The sequence below is a fragment of the Paraburkholderia sp. SIMBA_054 genome (assembly GCF_046534875.1).
GTDB lineage: Bacteria > Pseudomonadota > Gammaproteobacteria > Burkholderiales > Burkholderiaceae > Paraburkholderia > Paraburkholderia hospita.
In genome coordinates, this window is sequence record NZ_JAWRXV010000062.1 from 20,747 (window position 1) to 42,182 (window position 21,436).

Here is a 21,436-nt window from a genome sequence, read left to right on the forward strand (position 1 = left end):
ACGTCCTCTCACACGTCATCCCGCATCGCTTCGACGATTCGCGCGGCAAGCCCGGAGTCGCGCTGCGTCGGCGTTGCGATCGCGCGCATCAGCACGGCCCGCGAGCCGACCACCTCGACCCGCTCGCGCGCCCGCGTGACGGCCGTATAGACGAGTTCGCGCGACAGCACCCGGCTGAACGTCGACGGCAGCATCAGCACCGCGTGTTCGAACTCCGAGCCTTGCGACTTGTGCACCGTGAGCGCGAAGGCCGTGTCGTGCGGCGGCAGCGCCGCGGGCGACACCGCGCGCAGGCTGCCGTCCGCGCTACGGAAGAACACGCGCAGCGCGCCGTCCGCGCCCGGCAGTGCGATACCGATATCGCCATTGAACAGACCCAGCGCATAGTCGTTGCGCGTGACCATGATTGGTCGGCCCGCGAACCATTGCGCGCCGACGGCCAGCGGCACGCGCGCGATGCGGCGAACCTGCGCGGCCATCGCTGTATTCATCTGCTCGACGCCGCGCGAGCCGAGTCGCGTCGCGCACAGGATGCGGAAGCGATTGAGCGCGTCGAACAGCGCCAACGCGTGCGAGGCCGCGCCTGCTGCACCGTCGGAGAGCGCCGCCGCGAGCGCGTCCGCGTAGGGCGCGAAACCGGCCGCGAGCCGCTGGATCGTGCGTTCGGCGGGCGCGGCATCGGTGTCTTCGTGAAACGCCGCGGCGCAGGGTTTGGCGGGATCGATATGCAGTACGTCGAGCGCTTCCTGCGCGGCGCCGCGCCGGATCGCGAGCGACAGCCGGCCGATCGCCGACTCCAGCCCGAAGCGATAGTTACGTTCGAGCCATACGACGCAGTCGGCGAGCGGCGCCGGCTGCGTCTCATCCGATGAAGACAACACCTCGGACGGCATGCCGAACAGGTCGTCGAAAAACGGCCGGGTTTCTTCCGACGGCGCATCGTCACGGCCCGTGGGCAACGCGTCACGCAAACGGCGTTCATCGATTCCCAGTGCCGTCGCGATCGAGCCGACGCCCTTGGCCGTGAACGCAGGTTGCGCGCTCAACTCGGCGAACACGGCGCCCGCTTCGACGGCCGCGAGTTGATCCTTGTCGCCGAGCATCACGAGATGCGTGTCAGGTGCGAGCGCATCGAACAGATGCGTCGCCATCGCGACGTCGATCATCGACGCCTCGTCGATCACGATCACGTCATACGGCAGCGGGTTGTCCCGATGATGACGGAAGCGCCCGTTCGGCCCGGTGCCCAACAACCGATGCAACGTGAACGAGGTTTGCGGCAAACGCGCCGCGAGTTCCTGCGGCAACGAACTGGCGCGCGCGAGCAGCGCCTCCTGCATCCGTTGCGCGGCCTTGCCCGTTGGCGCGGCGAGCGCGATGCGCAAGTCCGCGCGCGCATCCAGCAGACAGGCGAGCACGCCAACGACGGTCGTCGTCTTGCCCGTGCCCGGACCGCCGCTGACGATCGTCAGCCGCCCGGACAGCGCCATCACGGCAGCCACGCGCTGCCAGTCGATCTGATCGTCCTGCGGTTCGCCGAAATAACGCAGCAGCCTGTCGCGCAAACCTTGAGATGACATCTCCGCCGACACGGCATCTTGATCCGCGCCTCGTGCGTGTCCGACGAGCGACTGCGCAAGCCGTCTTTCATAATCGTAGTAACGCGCGAGATAAAGCCGCCCTTGCCCATCGACGACGAGCGGGCGCAACGCATGCGCCGGCTGCACGCCGTCGCTTGCGACACCGCTCGCGAGTAATGCGTCACGCACTTGCGCGACCTCGGCGTCGTAGCGCTTCGCGAGTTCGTCGAGCGGCACGCACACGTGTCCTTCCGATGTCGCGCGGCTCGCCGCAAACGCGCCGCGCGCGGCCCAGCGCACGGCGTCTGCGGATGCGCCGCCACGTTGCGCAAGCGCGCTCACGCGCCGCGCGAAGCCTTCGGCGAGCGCCGTGCTGAAATCCGCGGGCGCGGGGACATTGACCTCGACATCGGGCAACGGCTGATCGAACGTGCTCATTGCGCGCCTCCGTCCATCAATACATCGAGCGCCACGACGAGCGCGTAGTCCGGCCGCCGCGCATGCACGCCCGCCGCATGTTCGCCGTGTTGCCAGCCGGGCCGCACGCCGCGCACGAACAGATACAGATAGCCGCCAATGTGCCTGTCATAGTCATAGTCCGCGAGTCTCAGCCGCAGATAGCGATGCAGCGCGACGACATAAAGCAGCGCCTGCAGGTGATACGCGTGGCTCGCCATCGCTTCGTCGAGCGGCGCGGCGGCGTAGTCGTCGGGTGTGTCGCCGAGATGATTCGACTTCCAGTCGATCACCCAGAAGCGCCCGTCGTGCTCGACGATCATGTCGATGAAACCTTTGACGAAGCCGCGCAGCGCGCCCTGCTCCAGCGCGACGTCGGGAAAACCCTGCGCGGCGAGCAGCGCGCGCAACGCGGGAAAGTCCAGCGATGCCGCCGAGAACAGAAACTCCATCTCGTTGAGCCGGCGCTTCGGATCGAGCGCCGCGAGCGTCATGCCAGGCACGAGTTCCGTGCTGACGACATCGCCAAGCAGGCGGTGCATCATCGCGGGCAGACGTTGCGCGAGTTCAGGCTCGGCGGGCGCTGGCCGCTCGTGCAGCGCGCGTTCGATTGCGTGCGGCCACGTACTGCGGTCGGCGAAATCCGCGAGTTCGAACATGCGGTGCAGACACTCGCCCGCCGCCGGGCCGCGCGGAAAGGTGAGGATGTCGTCGGGCGCGAGCTCGACGGGCGCCGTGACCACATCGAAAAGAGCCGCGCTCGACTCGCCGCTGGCCACGTCCGCCAGTTCGTCGTGATCCGGACGTGCTTCTTCGCTTACCGCTGACGCATCGTCGGTCCGCGAGCCCGCCGCGATCAGAGAACTGAAGCTCGCCATGCGCCACGTGTCGCGCAATGCGCGCTGGTTCATGCGGGCGCGCATGCGAGCGCCGCTGTCGGCCAGGCTTTCCAGCGGCACCCGACGCGTAACGGACGGCAGATCCGCGATGGCCACAGGGTCGCCTGCCAGCGCCTCCCAATGCTGATAGACCGAGTCGTCATCGAGCGGCTTTGCGAGCCATTCATCGAAATCGCGCGCTTTGCCCGCAACGAGCCAGTTCAACACGCTGCGCGCCGATTCCTTCGTCGATCTCGACGCCAGATACGCGCCCGCCACCAGGTAACAGCGATACACGGCGCGCGTCAGCGCGACGTAGATCAGCCGCGCGCGCTCGGCCGCCTGTTCGCGCATCGCCTGGCGGTTTGCGTGATCCGCCTGCTCTTCGTCGCTGCCGTAGTGAAGCACGGCCGCACCATCGTCATCGTGATATTCGAGCGCGTCAGGCAGGACAGTCGCATACGGCTCGCGCAGGCGGCCGTCATTGAGGAACGGACAGAACACCACCGCGTATTCGAGGCCCTTCGACTTGTGCACGGTGACGATCTGCACGAGGTTGCGGTCCGACTCGAGCCGCAGCTGCGCTTCTTCGCCGCCCCGCCCGCTTTCCGCACGTTGCGCGGCGAGCCAGCGCAAAGTCGGCGCGATGCCCGGCTGCGTCGCGGCGCGCGCCTGCACGAGTTCGGCCAGATGGTTGACGTTGGTCAGGCGCCGCTCGCCTTCCGCGCCTTCTACGAGCCGCTGCGCGACGCGCAGTTCGCGCATCAGCGTGCGCCACATGACGGCGAAGCCGCGCTCGTGCCACAGCATCCGGTAACGCGAGAAGCGCTCGACCCAGCTCATTGCATCGACAGAGTGCGCGGCGTCGCCCGATATGGACGAAGCGTCGTCGATCTGTTCGAGCCGCCACAGCGTTGCGGCATCGAGACCGAACCAGTCGGTCGCGAGCGCCGCGCGCAACCGACGCAGATCGCCTGGCGTATCGACGGCGGCCAGCACGCGCTCAATCTGCTCGGAATCGAGCGATTCGAACACGGATGCCTGCGCCAGCTCGACGCTGCCCACGCCCCACGCGGACAACACGCGTTTGATCAGGCTGCCCTGCTTGTGCGTCTGCACGAGCACGGCGATATTGCCGGGCGCGAGCGGCTTGTCGCCGATCATCACGCTGCCGTCGCGCGCGCCGCGCAACAGACGCACGATCTCCGCCGCGCACGCCTCGCTCGCCGCGCGCTGCGCGTCTCGCTTGGTCAGCACCGCGTCGCCTTGCGGCAATGTCCACACGCGGAAGTCGCCATCCGCCGCGCCGTTGCGGTCGATGAGCGGCGGCCGCTGCCGCTCGCCTGCCCGCACAGGTTGATAGTCGAGCCCTTCGAGCACGAACGCCCGCGCGTTCGCTTCGAAAATGCGGTTGCACGCCTCGACGATGGGTGCCGTCGAACGCTGATTGACGGCGAGCGTGTAACGCGCCGACGCCTGCGCGCGCGCCGCGAGATAGGTGTGCAGATCAGCCGCGCGGAAACTGTAGATAGCCTGCTTCGGATCGCCGACGAGAAAGAGCGGACCCTTCGGCGCGAAGACGCGATTGAAAATCGCGAACTGCAGCGGGTCGGTATCCTGGAACTCGTCGATCAGCGCAGCGGGATAGCGCTTGCGTAACGCGTCCGCGAGCCACACGTGACTGGCGAGCGCGCGATACAGGTTCGAAAGCAGATCGTCGAACGACACGACGCGGCGCGTGCGCTTTCTTGCCGTCAGTTCGTGCGGCGCATAGTCGAGCCACTTCTGCACCAGACCTAGCCAGCGCGCGCGCTGCGCGGCTTCCGCCGCGAGCGAGGCGGCGGCGAGTTCGTCGGCCGCAATGAAGAACGCATGCGCGGGCGGCTCGAAATTCTTCTTCGTGCCTTTCGTCAACGCGGTGGCCGTCAGTTTCAGCGCTACTTTCGGCGGCGCCGCGTGACAGTCGTCCTGTGCGAAATAGTCGCTCCACGCGCTGATCGCGGAGCTCACCGTTTCGGCTTTGTGCGAGGTCTTGCTCAGACGCTCCTGCGCTTGTTCGAGCAGGCGCACGATATTGTCGCGCTCGGCATGCCACATCTCGCAGGCTTCGTCGAAGCGCGCCTGCATATCGTTCGGCGCACCTTCGGCTCCGCCGACATCGCCCCAGCGCAACTGCGCAAGCGGCTTCTTCAGCCGCCGCGCAAGCTGTTCATCGAGCGACGCGGGACCCGCGCCCTTCTCGACCAGCCACGCCGCGAACGACCGATGCGCCCCCGCAACGGGTTCGACCTGCTCGCGCCAGAAGTCCGCGGCCAGCTCGAAACGCAACGCGGCATCGTCCGCTTCCATCTCGAACGCGAACGGCATCGCGGCGGCAAATGGCGCTTCCTGCAACGCGCGCTGACAGAACGCGTGGATCGTGTGGATGGCTGCCTGATCGAACGTCCGCAACGCACGGCGCACCGTTTTCGCGGCGGCTTCGAGGTCGATGCCGCGTTCTTCGGAAAGCGTCGTTTCGAACAGCCGAACGATGAACGGATCGCCGCCATCGTCGCCCGTTTCGATCGCGCGCTGCACTTCGGCGAGACGCCCGCGTATGCGTTCATGCAGCTCCGCCGTCGCGGCTTTCGTAAATGTCACGACGAGAATCTGATCGGCGCTCAGATTCTTCTCAAGCAACAGCCGCACATAGAGCGCGCAGATGTTCCATGTCTTGCCCGTTCCCGCCGAGGCCTCGATCTGATTGACGCCGTCGAGATCGCACGCGAACACATCGAGTTCCTGCGCCGCGGGCGCATGCATCCATGCCGTACCGCTCATGATGCGCTCCTCAGATGTGCGACCAGCGGCTTGAAAACGATCGCGGCCAGTGTGCCGAACGGTTCGTCGAGCGTTAGCGGCGCGCCGCGAAACGCGATGCGTAACGCGGCGTCATCGGACTCGCCCCGCACGCGCTCGCTGATCCACGCGCCTTGCGCGGCGGAATCGCCGTCACTGACCTTCGCCCATGCGCTCTTCGGGAAAAAGCGCAGCGGAAACGCGCGCCCTGCGCTGAACAACGCGGCAAGCGGCGCCAGTTGATCCAAAGGCTTTTCAACAGGCCCAAGCTCGAACGACTCGCCGCTCGCATGCCATACCGTGCGACGCGGACCGTCGGGCAGCGCCGCGCAATAGACGAGATGCGACAGCCACGCGGACAGATAATCGCGCGCCGTGGGCCGCGCGTAACGGAACACGACCTGCCCCGTCGGCGTCAGCAGATTGAGCGTGCCTTGCAGTTGCAATGGACCTTCCGATGTTTTGCGCAACGCCGTTTCGTAAGGGCCAAAGAGCGCGATGTCGCCGGTGTCGGGCCAGCGCGCGTGGATGTCGAGCGAAAACGGCAGGCGCGTGACGCCCGACGCCACTTCGCGCCGCACGCGGTCGGCAAGGCCGCGCAACGCCGATAGCTCGCGCGTACGCCATACCGCGCCCGTCGCGCCGCCCGGCAACTCGGGGCTCGCTTCCGCGACGCGCTGCACGCGCTCGAAGGCTTCGCTGTCGAAGCCCGTATCGAGCAGCGCAGGCAGCAGACGCTCGGCCAATGCATCGCGGCCCGCGAAGTCGAGTTCGAACGGCTCCATATCGAGAAGCTCGCCCTGTGCATCGGAAAGCACGATGCCAAGCCGGTCGCGCAGCAATGCACGCGCGGGATGCCGCCAGAAGCGCTGGAAGTCGTCGAAGGGCACAGGCTCGTTCGGCACAGCGGGCAGCGGCGCATCGAAGAATGGCGCGGGCGCCTCGCGTGACGGCGCGGCGAGCAACGCGGCCAGTTCCGCGCGGTCGGTGTCGTACGTGAACAGGCCGCTCTTCGCGTTGAAGTAATCGGAAGCAAACGGCTGCAACGGATGCTCGACGATGAATGCGCGCCGTGCCACGTCCAGCTCGGCAGGCGACGCATCCTCCGCGGATGAAACACGCGCGAGGTGATCGAGCAGTTCGTCGACAAGCGCGGCAGGCGGCAACGGCGCGTTGTCGCGGATGCTGCGCCCCGTGTACGCGATCAGCAGACGGTCTTGCGCGGCAAGCAGCAGATCGAGGAACAGATTGCGCTCGTCGTCGCGCCGCTGGCGGTCGCCCGCCTTGCCGAACTCCGCCATCAGATCGAACTCGTCGGCGCGCGCGAGGCTCGGCAGCACGCCGTCGTCCATGCCGAGCATGCAGACGATTCTGAACGGCAAGCCACGCAGGCTCGTCAGCGACGAGAACGTGACGCTGCCCCACGGCACGCCGCCGCGCGCCGGGTCGTCGAGCGCTTCGGACAGCGACGTACGCACCACGGCCGCTGGCAATGGAGTGTCGCCCGCGCCCGCGCGCATGGCTTCGCTCATGGCATCGACGGCGTCGCGCACGGTGGCCAGGCTGTCCGCGAAGTCGACGCCTCCGTCGAAACAGCGGCCCAGCACTTCGAGCAGCAATTGCGTCCATTCGACGGGCGTCATGTCGTCAGAGCAACGACGCGCGAACGCATCGACATCGTCGACGAAGCTCGCGAGGCGCCCGAGCAGTTCCGCATCCGAGCCGTCAGCGCCTTCGACGGGCAGCCATGCATCTACCGGCTGACCGCCTTCGGGCATCGCGTAGCCGAGAAAGAGGCGCGTGAGCGCATCGGCGAAGGTGTGGCGCGCGACGGGTATCGCGCTGTCGGCGGGCGGCACGGGTGCGAGACCGCGCCGCGCACCGGCTGCCGCGAGCCATTCCTGAATGTCTTCGAGCGCCGCCGCGTCGATGCCGTAGCGCGCGGCGATCGCGTCGACACGCAGCCATTCGATCAACTCCGGCGCGCCGACATTGCGCTCGGGCAACGCGAGCCAGTCGAGCAGCACGCGCGCCACGGGATTCGCCTGCGAAGGCGGCAAACCGGTAATGCGATACGGAATGCGGCGCGTGTCGCCCGAGGGCGCGGTGCCGAACACGGCGTCGATCAGCGGGCCGGCCGCGCCGAGATCAGGCAACGTGACGAGCACATCGGAAGGCTGCAGATCGTCGAACTCGTCGAACCAGCCCAGCAGGCGGTCGTGCAGCACTTCGAGCTGGCGCGCGAGGCTATGGCACACATGCACTTCGATGCCGCGTTCTTCGGGCTGCGCGTCGAGATCGCGCTCGTCGCGCAGATCGAGCATGCCGTTCTGCACGGCGGCGAGCCATGTCGGCGCGGCGTTTTCGGCGAAGTACGAGGCCTCGGCCGAGGCCGCGCTTTCCGTCAGCTCGTGCAGCATGTGAAGCTGCGCCTGCGTCTGGCGTGCCCATTCGGCGAGCAGCGGATGGCCGACTTCCTGATAGTCGAGCTGGCCCGCCGCATCGAGCGCTTCGACGCGCCCCACGCTGACGATGTCGAACCAGAACTCGCGGCACGGGTTCATCGCGTACACACGCACATCGATCCAGCGCGACAGCTCGCGCAGCAACGCGATATGCAAAGGCGGCATGGTCGGCAGCGCGAACACGCTGACGGACTCGGGCCACTCGGCTCGCGCGATCGCGTCGAGATCGAGCGAGCGCACTTCGTCGAGAAAGCGATAGGCAGGCGGCGTGGCGGCGTCCGCGGAATGCGCGTCGCCTGCGACCTCGCCGAGCAGCGTGCGCCACAACGCGCCCTGCCAGCGCTCGTCCTCTCGCGCCGCGGCGCTCGCGCCCGTCAGGCGCGGGCCGGAGTCGTCCGCTGCGCCGCTTGCGAAGATCGAACCGCCCTTCTGCCATTGCAACAGCCATTCGGGACGATAGGTCAGATAGTGGTCGAGCACCGTTGCGACACGGCGCGCGAGCTCATAGCGCATCGGCGCATCGGCAGCATCGAGGTAACTGCGCAGACGCGGCGACGCGTTCCACGGCCGCGCTTCATCGGCATCGCCGAGCAGACGGTAGCAGCGCCACACGAGCCGGTCCGGCGAGAAAGGCGAACTCTTCGGCACGTCTTTGATGACGCCGCCGATCTGCGTCCACAGCCATTGGGCAAGGTAACTGAACTGAATGTTGGCGCACACGCCTTGACGCGCGGCGATATCGAGTTCCAGCCGCCGCCGCACGGCCGCGCTCGGCACGATCACAGGTTGCGCCGTCCACGGACTGGAAGGCGTGGCACCTAGTCCGTCGAGCAGCGCGCCGACGAGCACATCGTACCGGTTCGAATAGAAAAGCTGGAGCATGGATTGGCTTGAAACAGGCGGCGCCGCGCTGATGCACGGGCCGTGTGAAGAAACGATGCGACAGCATAGCAAACGCATTCGCAGACACGAAACCTGGCCATCCGGCAGATGGTCCGGGCGGGGCCAAATCAGTTAGACTCGACGGCAGTTCGAGCTGGCGACAGGCCCAGAATGTTGGCCCCGGCTGCATCATCAACATACAGACACGAGACACCAGGCGGTCGATGCGCTATTCAGTCGAAATCAAGAAGTTTCTGTATAGCCAGTACTTCTATGGCGGCTTGCGCATCGCAGTGGGCGTGTCGCTGCCCGCCGTCCTTTGCCTGATCGTGTTTCACAACCGCGAGCTAGGCTTCACGATCGCCACGGGCGCGCTCGGCGCGTGTGCCGTCGACATGCCCGGTCCGCTCAAGTACAAGCACAACGAAATGCTCGCGTGCAGCGTGATCGGCTTTCTCGCCGCGCTCGCCACCGGGCTTGCGACCGTCAATCCCGTCGCGCTGTGGTGCACCGTCGTGCCGCTCACGTTCGTGCTGTCGCTGATCGTCGTCTACGGCAACCGCTGGCCGCAGATCAGCTTCGCGACGCTCTTCATGATGGTCGTCACGCTCGAAGAGCACTTCACGCCGATGCAGGCGCTCATCAACGCGTCGTGGATACTCGTGGGCGGACTGTGGTTCACGTACTGGTCGACCTTCGTGAGCCGCTGGATGATGTACCGGATCGAGCAGCAGGCGCTCGCCGAAAGCGTATTCGCGCTCGCCGACTATCTGCTCGCGCGCGCGGACTTCTTCGACCTCGACAACGATCTCGACGAGTGCTACCGCAACCTCGTCGCAAAGCAGATTGCGGCCGTGGCGATGCAGGACGCCGCGCGCGACATCGTGCTGCGCAATCTGCCCAAGCTGAAGAGCGGCCGCTTGCAGCCACGCCGCGCGACGCTCTTCAACCTGTTCATTCATACCGTCGATCTGCACGAGCAGTTCGTCGGCGCACATACCGACTACCCGCTGGTGCGCAATACGTTCGGCGGTTCGGACCTTCTGATCTTTTATCGTGACCTGATTCGCAAGGCGGCCGCGGACCTCGAGGACATCGGCCTCGCCGTGCTGCAGAACGAGCCGCCGCGCGCGCGGATCAACGTGAAGGCGGAGTTGCGCGCGATCGAATTCGAAATCGACCTGATGCGCAAGCAGGACTTGCCGAAGAAGAATCCGGAAGCCTACTCGACCGTCTCGGCTTCGTTCAGACGCGTCTGGAGCGCGACGCGCCTGATCGACCGGATGCGCAAGAACCTTGCGAACGAAGAAAGCACGAAGGAAACCGATCTGCGCATCGACCAGGCGCTCACGCGCTTCGTGTCGAGCCGCCGCGTGCCGTTCGGCTCGATCTTCTCGAACCTGACGATGGCGTCGCCCAGCTTCCGGCATGCGTTGCGCATGACGATCGCCGTCGCGATCGGCTTCTGGCTCGGGCGCCTGTTGCCGCTCACCAATGCCTACTGGATCGTGATGACGACCGTCATCATTCTGAAACCCGGTTATTCGCTGACCAAGCAGCGCAATGGACAACGTATCGTCGGCACGCTGATCGGCTGCGCGGCGAGCATCGCGCTCATCATGAGCGTAAAGGAACCGCATATCCTCATCATCGTGATGTTCGCGTGCATGGTGATGAGCTACAGCCTGCTGCTGTTCAATTACACGGCGAGTGTCGTGTTCACGTCGTCTTATGTGCTGCTGATGTTCCATCTGCTCGCGCCCGGCAGCCTGCATATCATCGGCGAGCGCGCGATCGACACGGTCGTCGGCTGCGCGATCGCGATTGCCGCGAGCCATCTGTTCCCGTACTGGGAATATCGGCTGATGGGCAAGCTCGTCAACGACATGATCGCCGCGATGCGCAGCTATCTGGAAGCAAGCTGGTGGTGGGGAGACAAGCCGGTCGCTGCCGTCATCACGCCCTCCGCGCTAACTGAAGCGGCTGCGCTGGCGCCCGCCGTGGCCATCGCGGAAATTGCCGCGAGCGGCGCTAGCGGAATCATGGAAATGTCCGGCAACCCGGCTGCTTCGGGATCGAATGCGTCGGGATCGGCCGCCGCATCTGCTGGTTCGCCGGGTGCTGCAGCCAAAACATCCGCCCCTACGCCCGCCGCCGCTGCCGCCGCGAGCGCGCTCGATCGCGACTATCGCTACCGGCTCGCGCGCAAGAACGTACATGTCGCGTTCGCCAATCTCGGCCAGGCGTTTCAACGGATGATGCTCGAGCCCAAGTCCGCCCAGAAGTTCGTACCGGAACTGAACGACCTGCTCGTGCGCTCTCACGTGCTCGCGTCGCAGATCACGGCGGTGGCGCCGTTGCTGCGCACGTCGTCCCAACAGATGGGCGGGCCGTCGCATCAGCCGCTGCAACGTGCACTGACGGTGATACGCGACAACCTTGCGAAAGCCGAGGAAGGCGACCCGCCTCCCGCAGATCAAGCGGACATTTCAAAGCAGTTGACGCGTGAACTCGATGCGATGGTGATCGAAGCGGAACGCTCGCCCGACTACACGCCGGATGCCGTGCACGATCTGAAACTGCTCGCGCATCAGTGCAAGCAGATGCTTGCCGCGTCGTTTCAGATCCGCAAGGATGCGGGCGTGATCCGCTTGCCCGAGAACTAGCTGAGAGGGCCGCGCTTACTGCGACGCACCCTTTGCCGCATTCACGGCCGTCGCAGCAGCGGATGCTGCTGACGCCGTCGAATCGGTGGGATTATCGCGGTCGTATTCGCGCTTTTCGGAGATCGCGTTGTAGAGAATCGTCGCGATCACCAGCAACACGACAACGACGATAAACACTGCGATGCCAAGCGTCGGGTTTTTCTTCTTGCGCGGATCGTTCATGTGTCGGGCTCTGCTGGCAGGTGGATGCGGCAAAGCGGGCATTCTACGCCGAAGCACCTTGCGCAAGGCTTGCAGACGGGCATGCCGGTGCGCTCATGGAGCAACCTCGCGACAACCCGAAGCAGACCGGCAAAGCTAGCGCCCTTCAGCGACCACGGACGCCCGCACCGGCAACGCCGTCGAATACTTGATCTGCTCCATCGCGAAGCTGGAACTCACGTCGTAGAGCGGCACGGCGCGGATCAGTTGCTTGTAGACACGGTCGTAATCGTCGATATCCGAGACGACCACGCGCAGCAGATAGTCGGTCTCGCCGCTCATCCGGTAGACCTCGACCACTTCGGGAATGTCCTGCACCGCGCGCGTGAAGTCCTGCGCCCAGGCTTCCGTATGCTGGTTCGTGCGCACGGCGACGAACACCGTCATGCCGACGCCGAGTTTGCGCGGATCGCACAGCGCGACCTGCGCGCGGATCACCCCCGCTTCCTTGAGCCGTTGCACGCGCTTCCAGCATGGCGTTTGCGACAGGTTCACCCGCGCCGCGAGTTCCGCGATCGGCATCGTCGCGTCTTCCTGCAGGAGTTCGAGCAGCCGCCGATCAATGATGTCCATTCCCATCTTTCCACCCAGATAGAAAATTATTCTATTTCTCGTCAAGACGAGGGAATTATATGAAAACTCTTTCTCTGCGCAAATCGGTATAAATGAGGGCAGTCCAGATCTCGAAAAACAACGTCAGCGGAGCCTTCCATGAACCCGTCAGCCGGCCTGATCACACGCGAACCCGCGTTGGCCGAAAACCTTTCCATGCCCTGCGCCATACCCGCGGCGGGCGCGATCTCGCAACTTTGTGCGGCGCTCGACGCCGCCTTCGACGCCTGCGCCGGCTCCGATGATCCGTCGCGGCACGCGGCCTTCGCGCGCGGCGTGCGCGCAGCGCTCGCCGAAGCCGCCGCCGACGCATCGCTGCTCACCGAAGCGCAACGCGAAGGCGCCGCAACCTGCTATCGCCGCCATCTGCTCGCCGCCGATCCACAAGGCCGCTATGCAATCGCTGCGCTCGTCTGGATGCCCGGCCAGGCAAGCCCGGTTCACGCGCATCACACGTGGTGCGGCTATGCCGTCATCGACGGCGCGTTGACGGAAACCATTTACGACCTGAACGCCGACACCGGCTGCGCGACGCCTGCACGCGACCAGATGCGCGAACCAGGTGCCGTGTCGTTCACGCGCTCAGGCCGCACCGGCATCCATCGGCTCGGCAATTGCAGCGGCAGCACCGCTGTCTCGCTTCACATCTACGGCGTGCCCGGCGAACAGATCACGACTCATGTGAACGACATCATGCGCGTCGCCGACAGTTCACAAGCCATCGCGGCCTGAACATCTCTCGTTGTGCGCATCAAACGAAAGGCGTCACGCATAACCGCGTGACGCCTTTTTCGTAAGAACCTTCGCCCTCTTTCACGTCTTCCCGCCGTCGCCCGCCGTTGGAATCTGCGGCGGCACGGATGCCGTTTGCCCCGTCGACGGCGGCGCCGGACGCGGCTCGTGCGACACGTCGCGCGCCGGCGGCATGGCGCCGCCCTTCTTCGGCCTGAACGGCGTCGTCGTGCCCGTCGCGGCTTCGCGCGCGTGTTCCCGCTCGTGTTCCTCGTGTTGCGCGAACGCTTCGTCCTTCAACACCTCGCCCACTTCGTCGCCGCGCGACGTATGTATGCGCATCTGCGGCACGGGAATCTCGATGCCCGCTTCGTCCATCTTGCGCTTCAGACGCAGATTGAAGGCGCGCGCCACGCTCCACTGCTGCAACGGCCGTGTCTTGATCTGTCCTTTGACGACCATCCAGTTCGGATCGAAGCGGTCGAGCCCCCACACTTCGACGGGACCGAGCATCTCGCGCCGGTAACGGAAATCGGCCATCAGGTCCGCGCCGACGGCACGGATCAGTTGCGTCACCTCGTCGACATCGGCGGAAAACGGCACGCGCACTTCGAACACCGCATACGCGAAATCGCGCGACAGGTTCTTCACGATCTTGATCTGCGAGAACGGAATGGCGTGGATCGCGCCCTGGCCGTCGCGCAGCCGAACGGTGCGGATCGACAGATATTCGACCGTGCCCGCGTGCCCGCCGTCGATGTCAATCCAGTCGCCGACCGAGATCGTGTCCTCGATGATGATGAACAGGCCCGTGATCAGATCGCTCACCAGTGACTGCGCGCCGAAGCCGATCGCCAGACCGATCACGCCCGCGCCCGCCAGCAGCGGTGTCACGTTGATGCCGAGATTGGCCGCCGTGACGATGCCCGCGATCGTCAGGATCGTCACGAACAGCACGTTGCGCACGAGCGGCAGCATCGTGCGCGCGCGCATGCTCGGGTTCTTCGACTTGTTGCGCGGGCCGCTCGGGTTGACGGCTTCCTGGATCGCCGTGTCGATCAGTATCCACACGAGCCACGACACGAACACCGTGATCAGGATCGCCGTCAGCGCGTGTGCGATGCCGCGCGCCGTCACGCTCTCTTCGATGATCTGCGCAAGCGACACGTCCCACAGCCGCGACGCGAATTCGAAGTACGCGAGCCAGACGAACAGCGTGATCAGCGTGCCCGCGAAGCGCAACAGGCGAGTCAGATAAGGCGAGCGGCGCCTCCGGCGCACATTGCGCGGCCGCGTCACGCGCAGCACGATGGCCGACAGGAAGAACGCAAGCACCAGCAGCAGCGCCGTCACGACCGAAATCTGCAACACGTTCTCACCGCTGCCGATGCCGCCGATCGTCGCGATCACGGAAGCTGTCGCTAGCACGAGCATCGGCACGTGCCAGAGCGACGCGAGCACTTCGAAGCCGTCGGTCGCGGCCTTGTGATCGTGCCGCTGTTCATAAGCGCGATTGCGGATCAGATGCGCGACGGGACGGCGAAACGCGAGCGCGAAGTACGCGGTCAACACGGCCGCCGTCATGTTCGAGACGGTCGACACCAGCGCCGCGAGATTCGTCCCGAGCTCATGCGCGACGTCGTAATTGACGGCGGCATCGCCGAGCGCGCTGCAGATGCCGATCGCGAATAGCGGCCGGCGCGCCTGCTCGATCAGCAGGCGCACGGCAGTGCGTCGATGGCCCGAGCCGAACAGCGAGAACATGATCAGGCAGATCGCCGAGAACACGGCGCCCGCGACGATCGCATACGCGATCACCATCGCGATCGTGCGGCCGAGCGAATCGGGCATCGAGCGCACGAACATCAGCGCGGCGACGAACGCGACGATCCACGGTCCGACGCGGCGCAGCGCGAAAATCAGCAGCTCGCGCGTGGTCGGATTGGGATCGAGCCGCACGACGATACCAAACCGCGCGTAGATCCTGCGCTGCAGATAAATCAGACCCGCCGCGCACGCGCCCCATCCCGCGAGCACGGCGATCATGTTCAGCAACACGCGCCCAAAGTGCTCGCGCCCCTGGCTCGTGACGATCGTATAGATTTCGTTGCCCGCCGCGTTGAAGCGGCCCGACCAGTAGTTGAGCGGCGAGCGTCCCTGCTGCACGTCGGTTTCAAACGATGCAATGCCCGCGGCGATCGCGCCGAGCAGACCGGCGCTCGACGGTGCGCTGGCGGACACGGGCGGCCCGACCGTCTTCGTCGCGTCGCGCAGTTTTTTCAGCTGCGTGACGAGCGCGGTGCGCTGGCGGTCGTTGTCGAGCGTCGTGATCACGCTGTCGAGCGATTTCTCCAGTTCGGCCTGGCTGGCGGGCGACGGTGCCGATGCCGCATCCGCCGCCGACGCGCCCGACGCGGGCGCCGCCGTCGAAACCGTCGCGCTATTGATCAGGCTCTGCAGCGCGGGAATCATCGGCGCGCCGGGAGTGGCGCCTGCAGCCTGCGCGGTGCCCGGCATGCCGAAACAGGCGCCAGCGAGCGCGAAACACAGGCACAAGGCGGACGCGAGCGCACCCGCACGCGCCCGGCGCAATGCTCCGGCGTGCGAAAAGAATTGGGATAAAGCGCGAAAAACGGCGTCAATCGCCAGAAGCCCGCCGGATGACGGCGCAGCCTGCGATTCACGCCGCGCGAGGCATGACTTCATGGCAATCCGTGGCTTTTATGCAAACAATCTGCATGGGAACGGGAGACGCCAAGTTTAGCGGGTGTCGTCGAGGGAAAGCTCCCCGATGCGTAACCGAATGTTAGTGCACTTGCGCGGCGGCGCGACAGTCGCTCATGCGCGCCGCGCGGCGGATGCGTGGCGCGTGGCGCGGTTTCGAAGCCCTCAGTACGCGACGGTCGCGAGCTGATGAACGAAACGGCCCTGCTCCAGCTCGTCGACGAACGCGATTGCGTAGTCTTCCGCCGAAATGCTGCTGTTGCCCTGCGCATCCACGATCAGCGCGTTGGCGCCCGTGCGAAACGTGCCTCTGCGCTCGCCCGGCGCGATCAGCGCGGCGGGCGCGAAGAACGTCCAGTCGAGATCGCTGGCGGCACGCAGGATGGGCAGCACGTCGCGGTGCGCGAGCGCGATCGCCTTGTAGGCGTCCGGAAAGCCTTCCGTGTCGACCAGTTGCTTGCCGGGCGCCACTTCGAGCGAACCCGCGCCGCCCACCACAACGAGACGTTTGATACCCGCCGCGCGCGTGCCTTCGACCAGCGCACGGGTCGCCTTGTCGATCTGCGCGAGGTTGTCCTGCGGCGGCGCATAGGCGCTCGCGACGACATCGTGTCCGCGCGCCCCGGCTGCGACGCTCGCCGCATCCGTCACGTCGGCCTGCGCCGCTTTCAGGTTCGCGACATCGGCGGGCGCGCGTTCGGGATTGCGCGAGAAAGCCGTCACCTGATGCCCGCGACGCGCCGCTTCCGCCGCGATGCGCGAGCCGATCATGCCCGTTGCGCCGAACAGCGCGATCTTCAGTGTCTTGCTCATGTCAATGTTCCTTCCGCTTAAATGTAACTATGTCGATTACATATTTGTTTAAAAAAATCGGGGCGATGCCCCGCACTTCGTGCTTCGACTGCGTTCAACCCTCCGCGGCTTTGCGCTTGCGTTCGCGCGCCCGTTCCGCGCGCACGACGTCGGCCGTCGCGTCGGCCAGCGTGCGCGACGCCAGCGACGCTTCGAGCGCCTGTTGCGCATCGCCGATGATGCCCGTCAGCACCGTCTGGATGTTGCGTCCGACCATGCACGCCGGATTCGGCGTCTCGCGATGCATGGCGAATAGCTGCGCATCGTCGACGGCGCGGTAGATGTCGAGCAGCGTGATGTCCTCGGGCTCGCGCGCCAGCAGCGCGCCGCCGCCCGCGCCCAGTTGCGACGTGGTGAGGCCGGCTTCCGCGAGCATCGCCAGCAGACGCCGGATCAGCACGGGATTCGTGTTCACGCTTCCCGCGATCATGTCCGACGACAGCGGCACGCCTTCCTGCAACGACAGCAGGGCGAGCACATGAACCGCAAAGGCAAATCGGCTACTCGTATTCACAACGCTAGATCATCCGATGCGCATCAGACGCGCAAATCACCTCGCACCAGCCGGCGACGATGTGTAATCATCATAGTTACACTTATCGCGCCGGTCAAGCGCGGGTTTATTTGTCCATCTGTTTTTGGGCGTCGCTGGCCTCGGTGGGCGCGGATTGAGCGCTGGTCGTCGATGCTTCGCTCGACCACTGCTGCAACTTGCGTCCCGCCGTTTCAAGCCCTGCGCCCGTCGAGCCCATCGCCTTGTTGACGGCGGCGTTGGTCGCACTGGCGGCGTTGTCCAGATTGGCTCGCGCCTGCGACGCGAGCGCGTTCGGATCGAGGTTGATCGACGGGCCGGATGCGGCCGTGTCGAGATTCTGTTGCGCCGTGGCCTTCGCGGCGTCGACCTGCTGGCCGACATAGCTCGCGGCCTGGTCGAGCTTCTGACCGGCCTGCTGCGAGAGATCGTTGAGCTTCGTCGACGTCTGCCCCGCCGATGCATCGTTTTTCTGGCAAGCGGCAAGGCCCGCGAGCAGCATGACAGCAAAGGCAGTAGTACGGACGAGCGGATGGCGTGAGAGTGGTTTCATACTTGTGGTCGAGCCGCGGCGAGCGGCTTCATCATGCGAAAACGCCTCAATGATACGCCGTTGCGCGTGACGGACTCTTCGGCCTCCACCGCGAAGCCCGCCCGCTCGAATGCGTGCCTCGCGCTGACGCTGACGTCGGCCGTCAACGCAAGCGCGCCCGCAACGCGCGCCCGTGCTTCGAGCCGCGCGAGCAGTTCTGCCGCGAGCCCTTGACGCATAAAGGCCGGCGCGACATAGAGCATCTCGATGTGATCGGCCGGATGGAGTTGCCCAAACCCGGCATACGCCCCACCGCGCAAAGCGACCAGCGTAATGCCGCGCGCAAGCCGCGCGCCGAAAGCGGCGAGGTCGTCGGCGGCTGACGCCCATGCCTCGCGCGCCGCCGGGTCGTAACCCGCGGCGGCCAGCGCCGCGTCGCGAAAGAGCGCAGCGAGAGCCGCAGCGTCAGCGGCCCGGAACAGGCGGAAGGCGAAAGGAATTGGATCGGTCATGCGTTTGCGATGTTGTCGACGACCCTGGAGTAGACTGGCCGACGTTCGACGTGTTCCCTCAACCACTGGAGGCATGCGATGGCAGCAAAGAAGATTCTGTTCCTGACGGGCGACTTCGCCGAGGATTACGAAACAATGGTGCCGTTCCAGGCGCTACAGGCAGTCGGCCATATCGTCGATGCCGTCTGTCCCGGCAAGCGCGCGGGCGAGCGCGTGAAAACGGCGATTCACGATTTCGAGGGCGACCAGACGTACACCGAGAAGCCTGGCCACTACTTCACGCTCAACGCAAGCTTCGATGAGATCGATCCGTCGCAGTATGACGCGCTCGCGATCGCCGGCGGCCGTGCGCCGGAGTATCTGCGGCTCAACGCGAAAGTGATCGAGGTCGTGCGCCAGTTCGCCGAAAGCAATAAGCCGATCGCCGCGATCTGCCACGCCGCGCAACTGCTCGCCGCCGCCGATGTGATCCGCGGCAAGCGCATTTCGGCTTATCCCGCGTGCGCGCCCGAGGTGAAGCTGGCGGGCGGCGACTACGCGGACATTCCCGTCGACGCGGCCGTCACCGACGGGAACTTCGTCACGGCGCCCGCGTGGCCCGCGCATCCCGAATGGCTGCGGCAGTTCCTCGTGGTGCTCGGCACGCGTATCGAACTTTGATCCGCGTCAAGGCCGGGCATGCGTCCGGCCTGTCGATCAGGCGCGCATGCGCGTTGTCTATCCTGTTTGAGAGTTCTCCGATTTCCGTGACCGGTACCGCCACCTAGAGTTGCAGGTTAACTTTGGAAGGCACCATCATGGATCTCACAAACTGGGTGATTATTCTCGCTGTCGCGCTGATCTCGCTAACCTTCTTCTGCTCGCGCGCGCCGGCACACTGGTCGATCGAAAACCGCGCGCGGCGCTTCACCGGTACGCGTCTGCTGGCCCAGGCCGTGCTGTCGTTCTGGACCGCGCTTCTCATCCTCACGCGCGGGCTGTTCGCGCTGGGTTCACCCGCCATTCACGTCGCGCCCACGGTCATCCTGACGGGCGCGCTGCTTCTGATCGTCGCAAGCGGCTACTGGTCGGTCCGCGGCCGCAGAATGCTTAAGCCGCGCCGCCTGTTCTCCGCCTCCTGAGCGCTTCGCGGGCATGCGACGCGCTATCGCGCATCCGCCCGCAACGCCTGTCCATCGCCCCCTGTCACCGCCTCGTGCTCGTCGTCGCGCGACGGCGCAGCGGCATCCGGCAGCGACACATAAAACGTCGTTCCCACACCCTCCGTCGATTCAGCCCACACGCGTCCGCCGTGCCGCTCGACCATGCGCCGCACCAGCGCCAGACCGATCCCCTCGCCCGCCGCCACGTTGCCGTGCAGCCGTTGGAACGCGCTGAACAGGCGCGGCATCGCGATTTCCGGAATACCCAGGCCGTTGTCCTTCACATAGAAGATGCGCAGCGTCTGCACGCCGGGCGGCGCAGGCGCCGTGCCGATCTCGACGACACCCGAGCGCTCCGGGCTCAGATAGTTGATCGCGTTGCCGATCAGGTTCGCGAAGATCTGCTCGAGCGCTGTCGGATCGCCCCACACGGGCGGCAGCGCCTGCACGATGACGCGCGCGCGATGATCGCGAATCGTGGCCTGCATCGCGTCAACCACGCGTTGCACGATGTCGCGCACCTCGACCTGCTGACGCCGGTATTCGACGCGTCCGACGCGCGATAGCCGCAGCAGCGCGTCGATGATGTGCGACGCGCGCAATACGGCCGTCTGCAGGAAATGCAGCGCCTCGCCGATGTCCTCGTCGATCAGCCGCTCGACATGCTCACGCTGGTGCGTCGACAGCGACGACTGACGCAGGGCTTCGCGCAGATCGTCGCACGCATGGTTCAGCTCCTTCGAGAAACCCTGCAGATTGACGAGCGGCGCGCGCAGATCGTGCGACACGCTATAGATGAACGTCTCGTTTTCCTGGGTTTGCTGGCGCAGCGTTTCGTTGGTCTGCGCGAGTTCGGCGGCGTGGCGGCCCAGATCGGACTGGAAGCGCGCCTGCTGGCGCTCCGCTTCGAGCAGCTTGCGGCTCGTCATATGCAGCGTCAGATCGAGCCGCGCGATTTCATCGTTGCCGGGCGTGAGCGGCGCCAGCGGCTCGTTGCTGGCGAGCCGGCTGGCGTTGTCCGACAACAGCGCGAGCCGGCCGCGCACGCCGCGCGCGAACACCCAGAACGCAATCGCGACGAACACCAGCGAGCCGAGCACGGCCGCGACGATCAGCGACTGCTGCCGCTCCCGCGCCGCCGCGGCCTCGGCCGAGCGCACCGAATCGAGCTGCCGCTCTTGCGCCTGGAACGCCGCGATCTGCGCGCGAAAGCCGTCGAGCACATCGGTTCCGGCGAGGTCGCGAAAACGCTGCAGCACGTCGCGCCGGCGTCCCGAGCGGATCAGGTCCTGCACGCGGTCCGACCATTGCCGGTACATCTGCACGGCCTGGCGGATCTGCGCGGCGCGCTCGACTTGCACGGGATTGTCGGCGACCAGCTCGGCGAGCCGGTCGATGCGCCGGTCGACATCCATCCAGAACGCCACGGGCGTAGAGGTATCGCGTGTGCCGCTGACGACGGCGCCGCGCAACCGCACCGATTCCAGCAACACGGGCCCGAGAATGCTGGCTGTCTGACGCAGCACATCTTCGCTGTGCATGCTCCAGTGCTCGGCCTGTTCGGCATCCGACTGCGCCTTCATGAGGCCCGACAGCAATGCCAGTTCGAAGACGGCGGGGATCGCAATCAGAAGCAGGCCTTTGGTCGTCAGTCTCATGCGCGCGCCGGGAGAGTCGGAAGCCGGCGGGTCGCGCCGGGGACGGCACATTATGTCGGCGATTGCAGTCCGTGACAAAGCGCGGCTCGGCGGGCGCGTCGCCAATCTGGTGCA

The 21,436-nt window shown here is 65.8% G+C and carries 15 protein-coding genes; 4 read left to right on the top strand and 11 right to left on the bottom strand.

Features of this window, described 5'->3' with window-relative positions; translation table 11 throughout:
- Positions 1–8: 8 nt before the first annotated feature.
- From recD to recC, 3 genes are read right to left on the bottom strand one after another with little or no spacing between them, the layout of a single operon-like run.
- Complete coding sequence (gene recD, locus SB822_RS44180; protein ID WP_090838200.1) at positions 9–2,018, bottom strand: exodeoxyribonuclease V subunit alpha; 2,010 nt, start codon at positions 2,016–2,018, stop codon at positions 9–11.
- Positions 2,015–5,734, bottom strand: a complete 3,720-nt coding sequence (recB, locus tag SB822_RS44185; RefSeq protein WP_090838198.1) for an exodeoxyribonuclease V subunit beta — start codon at positions 5,732–5,734, stop codon at positions 2,015–2,017. Before recB ends, recD begins: the two co-directional genes overlap by 4 nt.
- Positions 5,731–9,099, bottom strand: a complete 3,369-nt coding sequence (recC, locus tag SB822_RS44190) for an exodeoxyribonuclease V subunit gamma (RefSeq protein WP_090838196.1) — start codon at positions 9,097–9,099, stop codon at positions 5,731–5,733. The genes recB and recC overlap by 4 nt, the downstream gene beginning before the upstream one ends.
- Positions 9,100–9,323: 224 nt before the next feature.
- Between recC and SB822_RS44195 the strand changes: the two genes are divergently transcribed.
- Positions 9,324–11,765, top strand: a complete 2,442-nt coding sequence (locus SB822_RS44195) for an FUSC family protein (RefSeq protein ID WP_090838195.1) — start codon at positions 9,324–9,326, stop codon at positions 11,763–11,765.
- Positions 11,766–11,780: 15 nt separating this feature from the next.
- Here SB822_RS44195 and SB822_RS44200 read toward each other — a convergent pair whose 3' ends face one another.
- Both SB822_RS44200 and SB822_RS44205 read right to left on the bottom strand, forming a co-directional pair.
- On the bottom strand, positions 11,781–11,987 hold the full coding sequence (locus tag SB822_RS44200; RefSeq protein ID WP_090838191.1) for a hypothetical protein: 207 nt from the start codon (positions 11,985–11,987) through the stop codon (positions 11,781–11,783).
- 135 nt (positions 11,988–12,122) lie between these two features.
- Positions 12,123–12,605: an Lrp/AsnC family transcriptional regulator gene (locus SB822_RS44205; RefSeq protein ID WP_410857595.1), complete on the bottom strand. Its 483-nt coding sequence runs from the start codon at positions 12,603–12,605 to the stop codon at positions 12,123–12,125.
- 132 nt (positions 12,606–12,737) lie between these two features.
- Here SB822_RS44205 and SB822_RS44210 point away from each other — a divergent pair, with 132 nt between their 5' ends.
- Entirely contained in the window at positions 12,738–13,370 is a 633-nt protein-coding gene (locus tag SB822_RS44210; RefSeq protein WP_090838189.1) for a cysteine dioxygenase family protein, read from the top strand.
- Positions 13,371–13,451: 81 nt separating this feature from the next.
- Here SB822_RS44210 and SB822_RS44215 read toward each other — a convergent pair whose 3' ends face one another.
- The 5 genes from SB822_RS44215 to SB822_RS44235 all read right to left on the bottom strand — a co-directional run bounded on the left by SB822_RS44215 (position 13,452) and on the right by SB822_RS44235 (position 18,522).
- Positions 13,452–16,076: a mechanosensitive ion channel family protein gene (locus SB822_RS44215; protein ID WP_079486111.1), complete on the bottom strand. Its 2,625-nt coding sequence runs from the start codon at positions 16,074–16,076 to the stop codon at positions 13,452–13,454.
- A gap of 183 nt (positions 16,077–16,259) precedes the next feature.
- The gene (locus SB822_RS44220; RefSeq protein WP_090838187.1) at positions 16,260–16,907 is read right to left on the bottom strand and encodes an NAD(P)-dependent oxidoreductase; all 648 of its coding nucleotides are present in this window, start codon (positions 16,905–16,907) and stop codon (positions 16,260–16,262) included.
- A 94-nt stretch (positions 16,908–17,001) separates the two neighbouring features.
- Positions 17,002–17,460: an Rrf2 family transcriptional regulator gene (locus SB822_RS44225; protein WP_035539431.1), complete on the bottom strand. Its 459-nt coding sequence runs from the start codon at positions 17,458–17,460 to the stop codon at positions 17,002–17,004.
- 106 nt (positions 17,461–17,566) lie between these two features.
- Complete coding sequence (locus SB822_RS44230; RefSeq protein WP_007740535.1) at positions 17,567–17,980, bottom strand: hypothetical protein; 414 nt, start codon at positions 17,978–17,980, stop codon at positions 17,567–17,569.
- Between the two features lie 47 nt (positions 17,981–18,027).
- The gene (locus SB822_RS44235) at positions 18,028–18,522 is read right to left on the bottom strand and encodes a GNAT family N-acetyltransferase (RefSeq protein ID WP_090838185.1); all 495 of its coding nucleotides are present in this window, start codon (positions 18,520–18,522) and stop codon (positions 18,028–18,030) included.
- A 78-nt stretch (positions 18,523–18,600) separates the two neighbouring features.
- Between SB822_RS44235 and SB822_RS44240 the strand changes: the two genes are divergently transcribed.
- A complete protein-coding gene (locus tag SB822_RS44240; protein ID WP_007740550.1) occupies positions 18,601–19,182 on the top strand; it encodes a DJ-1/PfpI family protein in 582 nt (193 codons plus the stop codon).
- Between the two features lie 137 nt (positions 19,183–19,319).
- Positions 19,320–19,643 carry a hypothetical protein gene (locus SB822_RS44245; RefSeq protein ID WP_007588464.1) on the top strand — a complete coding sequence of 108 codons (324 nt, stop codon included), beginning with the start codon at positions 19,320–19,322 and terminating at the stop codon, positions 19,641–19,643.
- A gap of 23 nt (positions 19,644–19,666) precedes the next feature.
- Here SB822_RS44245 and SB822_RS44250 read toward each other — a convergent pair whose 3' ends face one another.
- On the bottom strand, positions 19,667–21,322 hold the full coding sequence (locus SB822_RS44250) for a sensor histidine kinase (protein ID WP_090838183.1): 1,656 nt from the start codon (positions 21,320–21,322) through the stop codon (positions 19,667–19,669).
- Between the last annotated feature and the right edge of the window lie 114 nt (positions 21,323–21,436).

Coding starts and splice junctions, on each gene's coding strand:
- SB822_RS44195 (WP_090838195.1), top strand. CDS start 9,324: ATGCGCTATTCAGTCGAAATCAAGAAGTTTCTGTATAGCCAGTACTTC.
- recB (WP_090838198.1), bottom strand. CDS start 5,734: ATGAGCGGTACGGCATGGATGCATGCGCCCGCGGCGCAGGAACTCGAT.
- SB822_RS44205 (WP_410857595.1), bottom strand. CDS start 12,605: ATGGGAATGGACATCATTGATCGGCGGCTGCTCGAACTCCTGCAGGAA.
- SB822_RS44215 (WP_079486111.1), bottom strand. CDS start 16,076: ATGAAGTCATGCCTCGCGCGGCGTGAATCGCAGGCTGCGCCGTCATCC.
- SB822_RS44235 (WP_090838185.1), bottom strand. CDS start 18,522: ATGACCGATCCAATTCCTTTCGCCTTCCGCCTGTTCCGGGCCGCTGAC.
- SB822_RS44200 (WP_090838191.1), bottom strand. CDS start 11,987: ATGAACGATCCGCGCAAGAAGAAAAACCCGACGCTTGGCATCGCAGTG.
- SB822_RS44230 (WP_007740535.1), bottom strand. CDS start 17,980: ATGCTGCTCGCGGGCCTTGCCGCTTGCCAGAAAAACGATGCATCGGCG.
- SB822_RS44250 (WP_090838183.1), bottom strand. CDS start 21,322: ATGAGACTGACGACCAAAGGCCTGCTTCTGATTGCGATCCCCGCCGTC.
- recC (WP_090838196.1), bottom strand. CDS start 9,099: ATGCTCCAGCTTTTCTATTCGAACCGGTACGATGTGCTCGTCGGCGCG.
- SB822_RS44245 (WP_007588464.1), top strand. CDS start 19,320: ATGGATCTCACAAACTGGGTGATTATTCTCGCTGTCGCGCTGATCTCG.
- recD (WP_090838200.1), bottom strand. CDS start 2,018: ATGAGCACGTTCGATCAGCCGTTGCCCGATGTCGAGGTCAATGTCCCC.
- SB822_RS44220 (WP_090838187.1), bottom strand. CDS start 16,907: ATGAGCAAGACACTGAAGATCGCGCTGTTCGGCGCAACGGGCATGATC.
- SB822_RS44210 (WP_090838189.1), top strand. CDS start 12,738: ATGAACCCGTCAGCCGGCCTGATCACACGCGAACCCGCGTTGGCCGAA.
- SB822_RS44240 (WP_007740550.1), top strand. CDS start 18,601: ATGGCAGCAAAGAAGATTCTGTTCCTGACGGGCGACTTCGCCGAGGAT.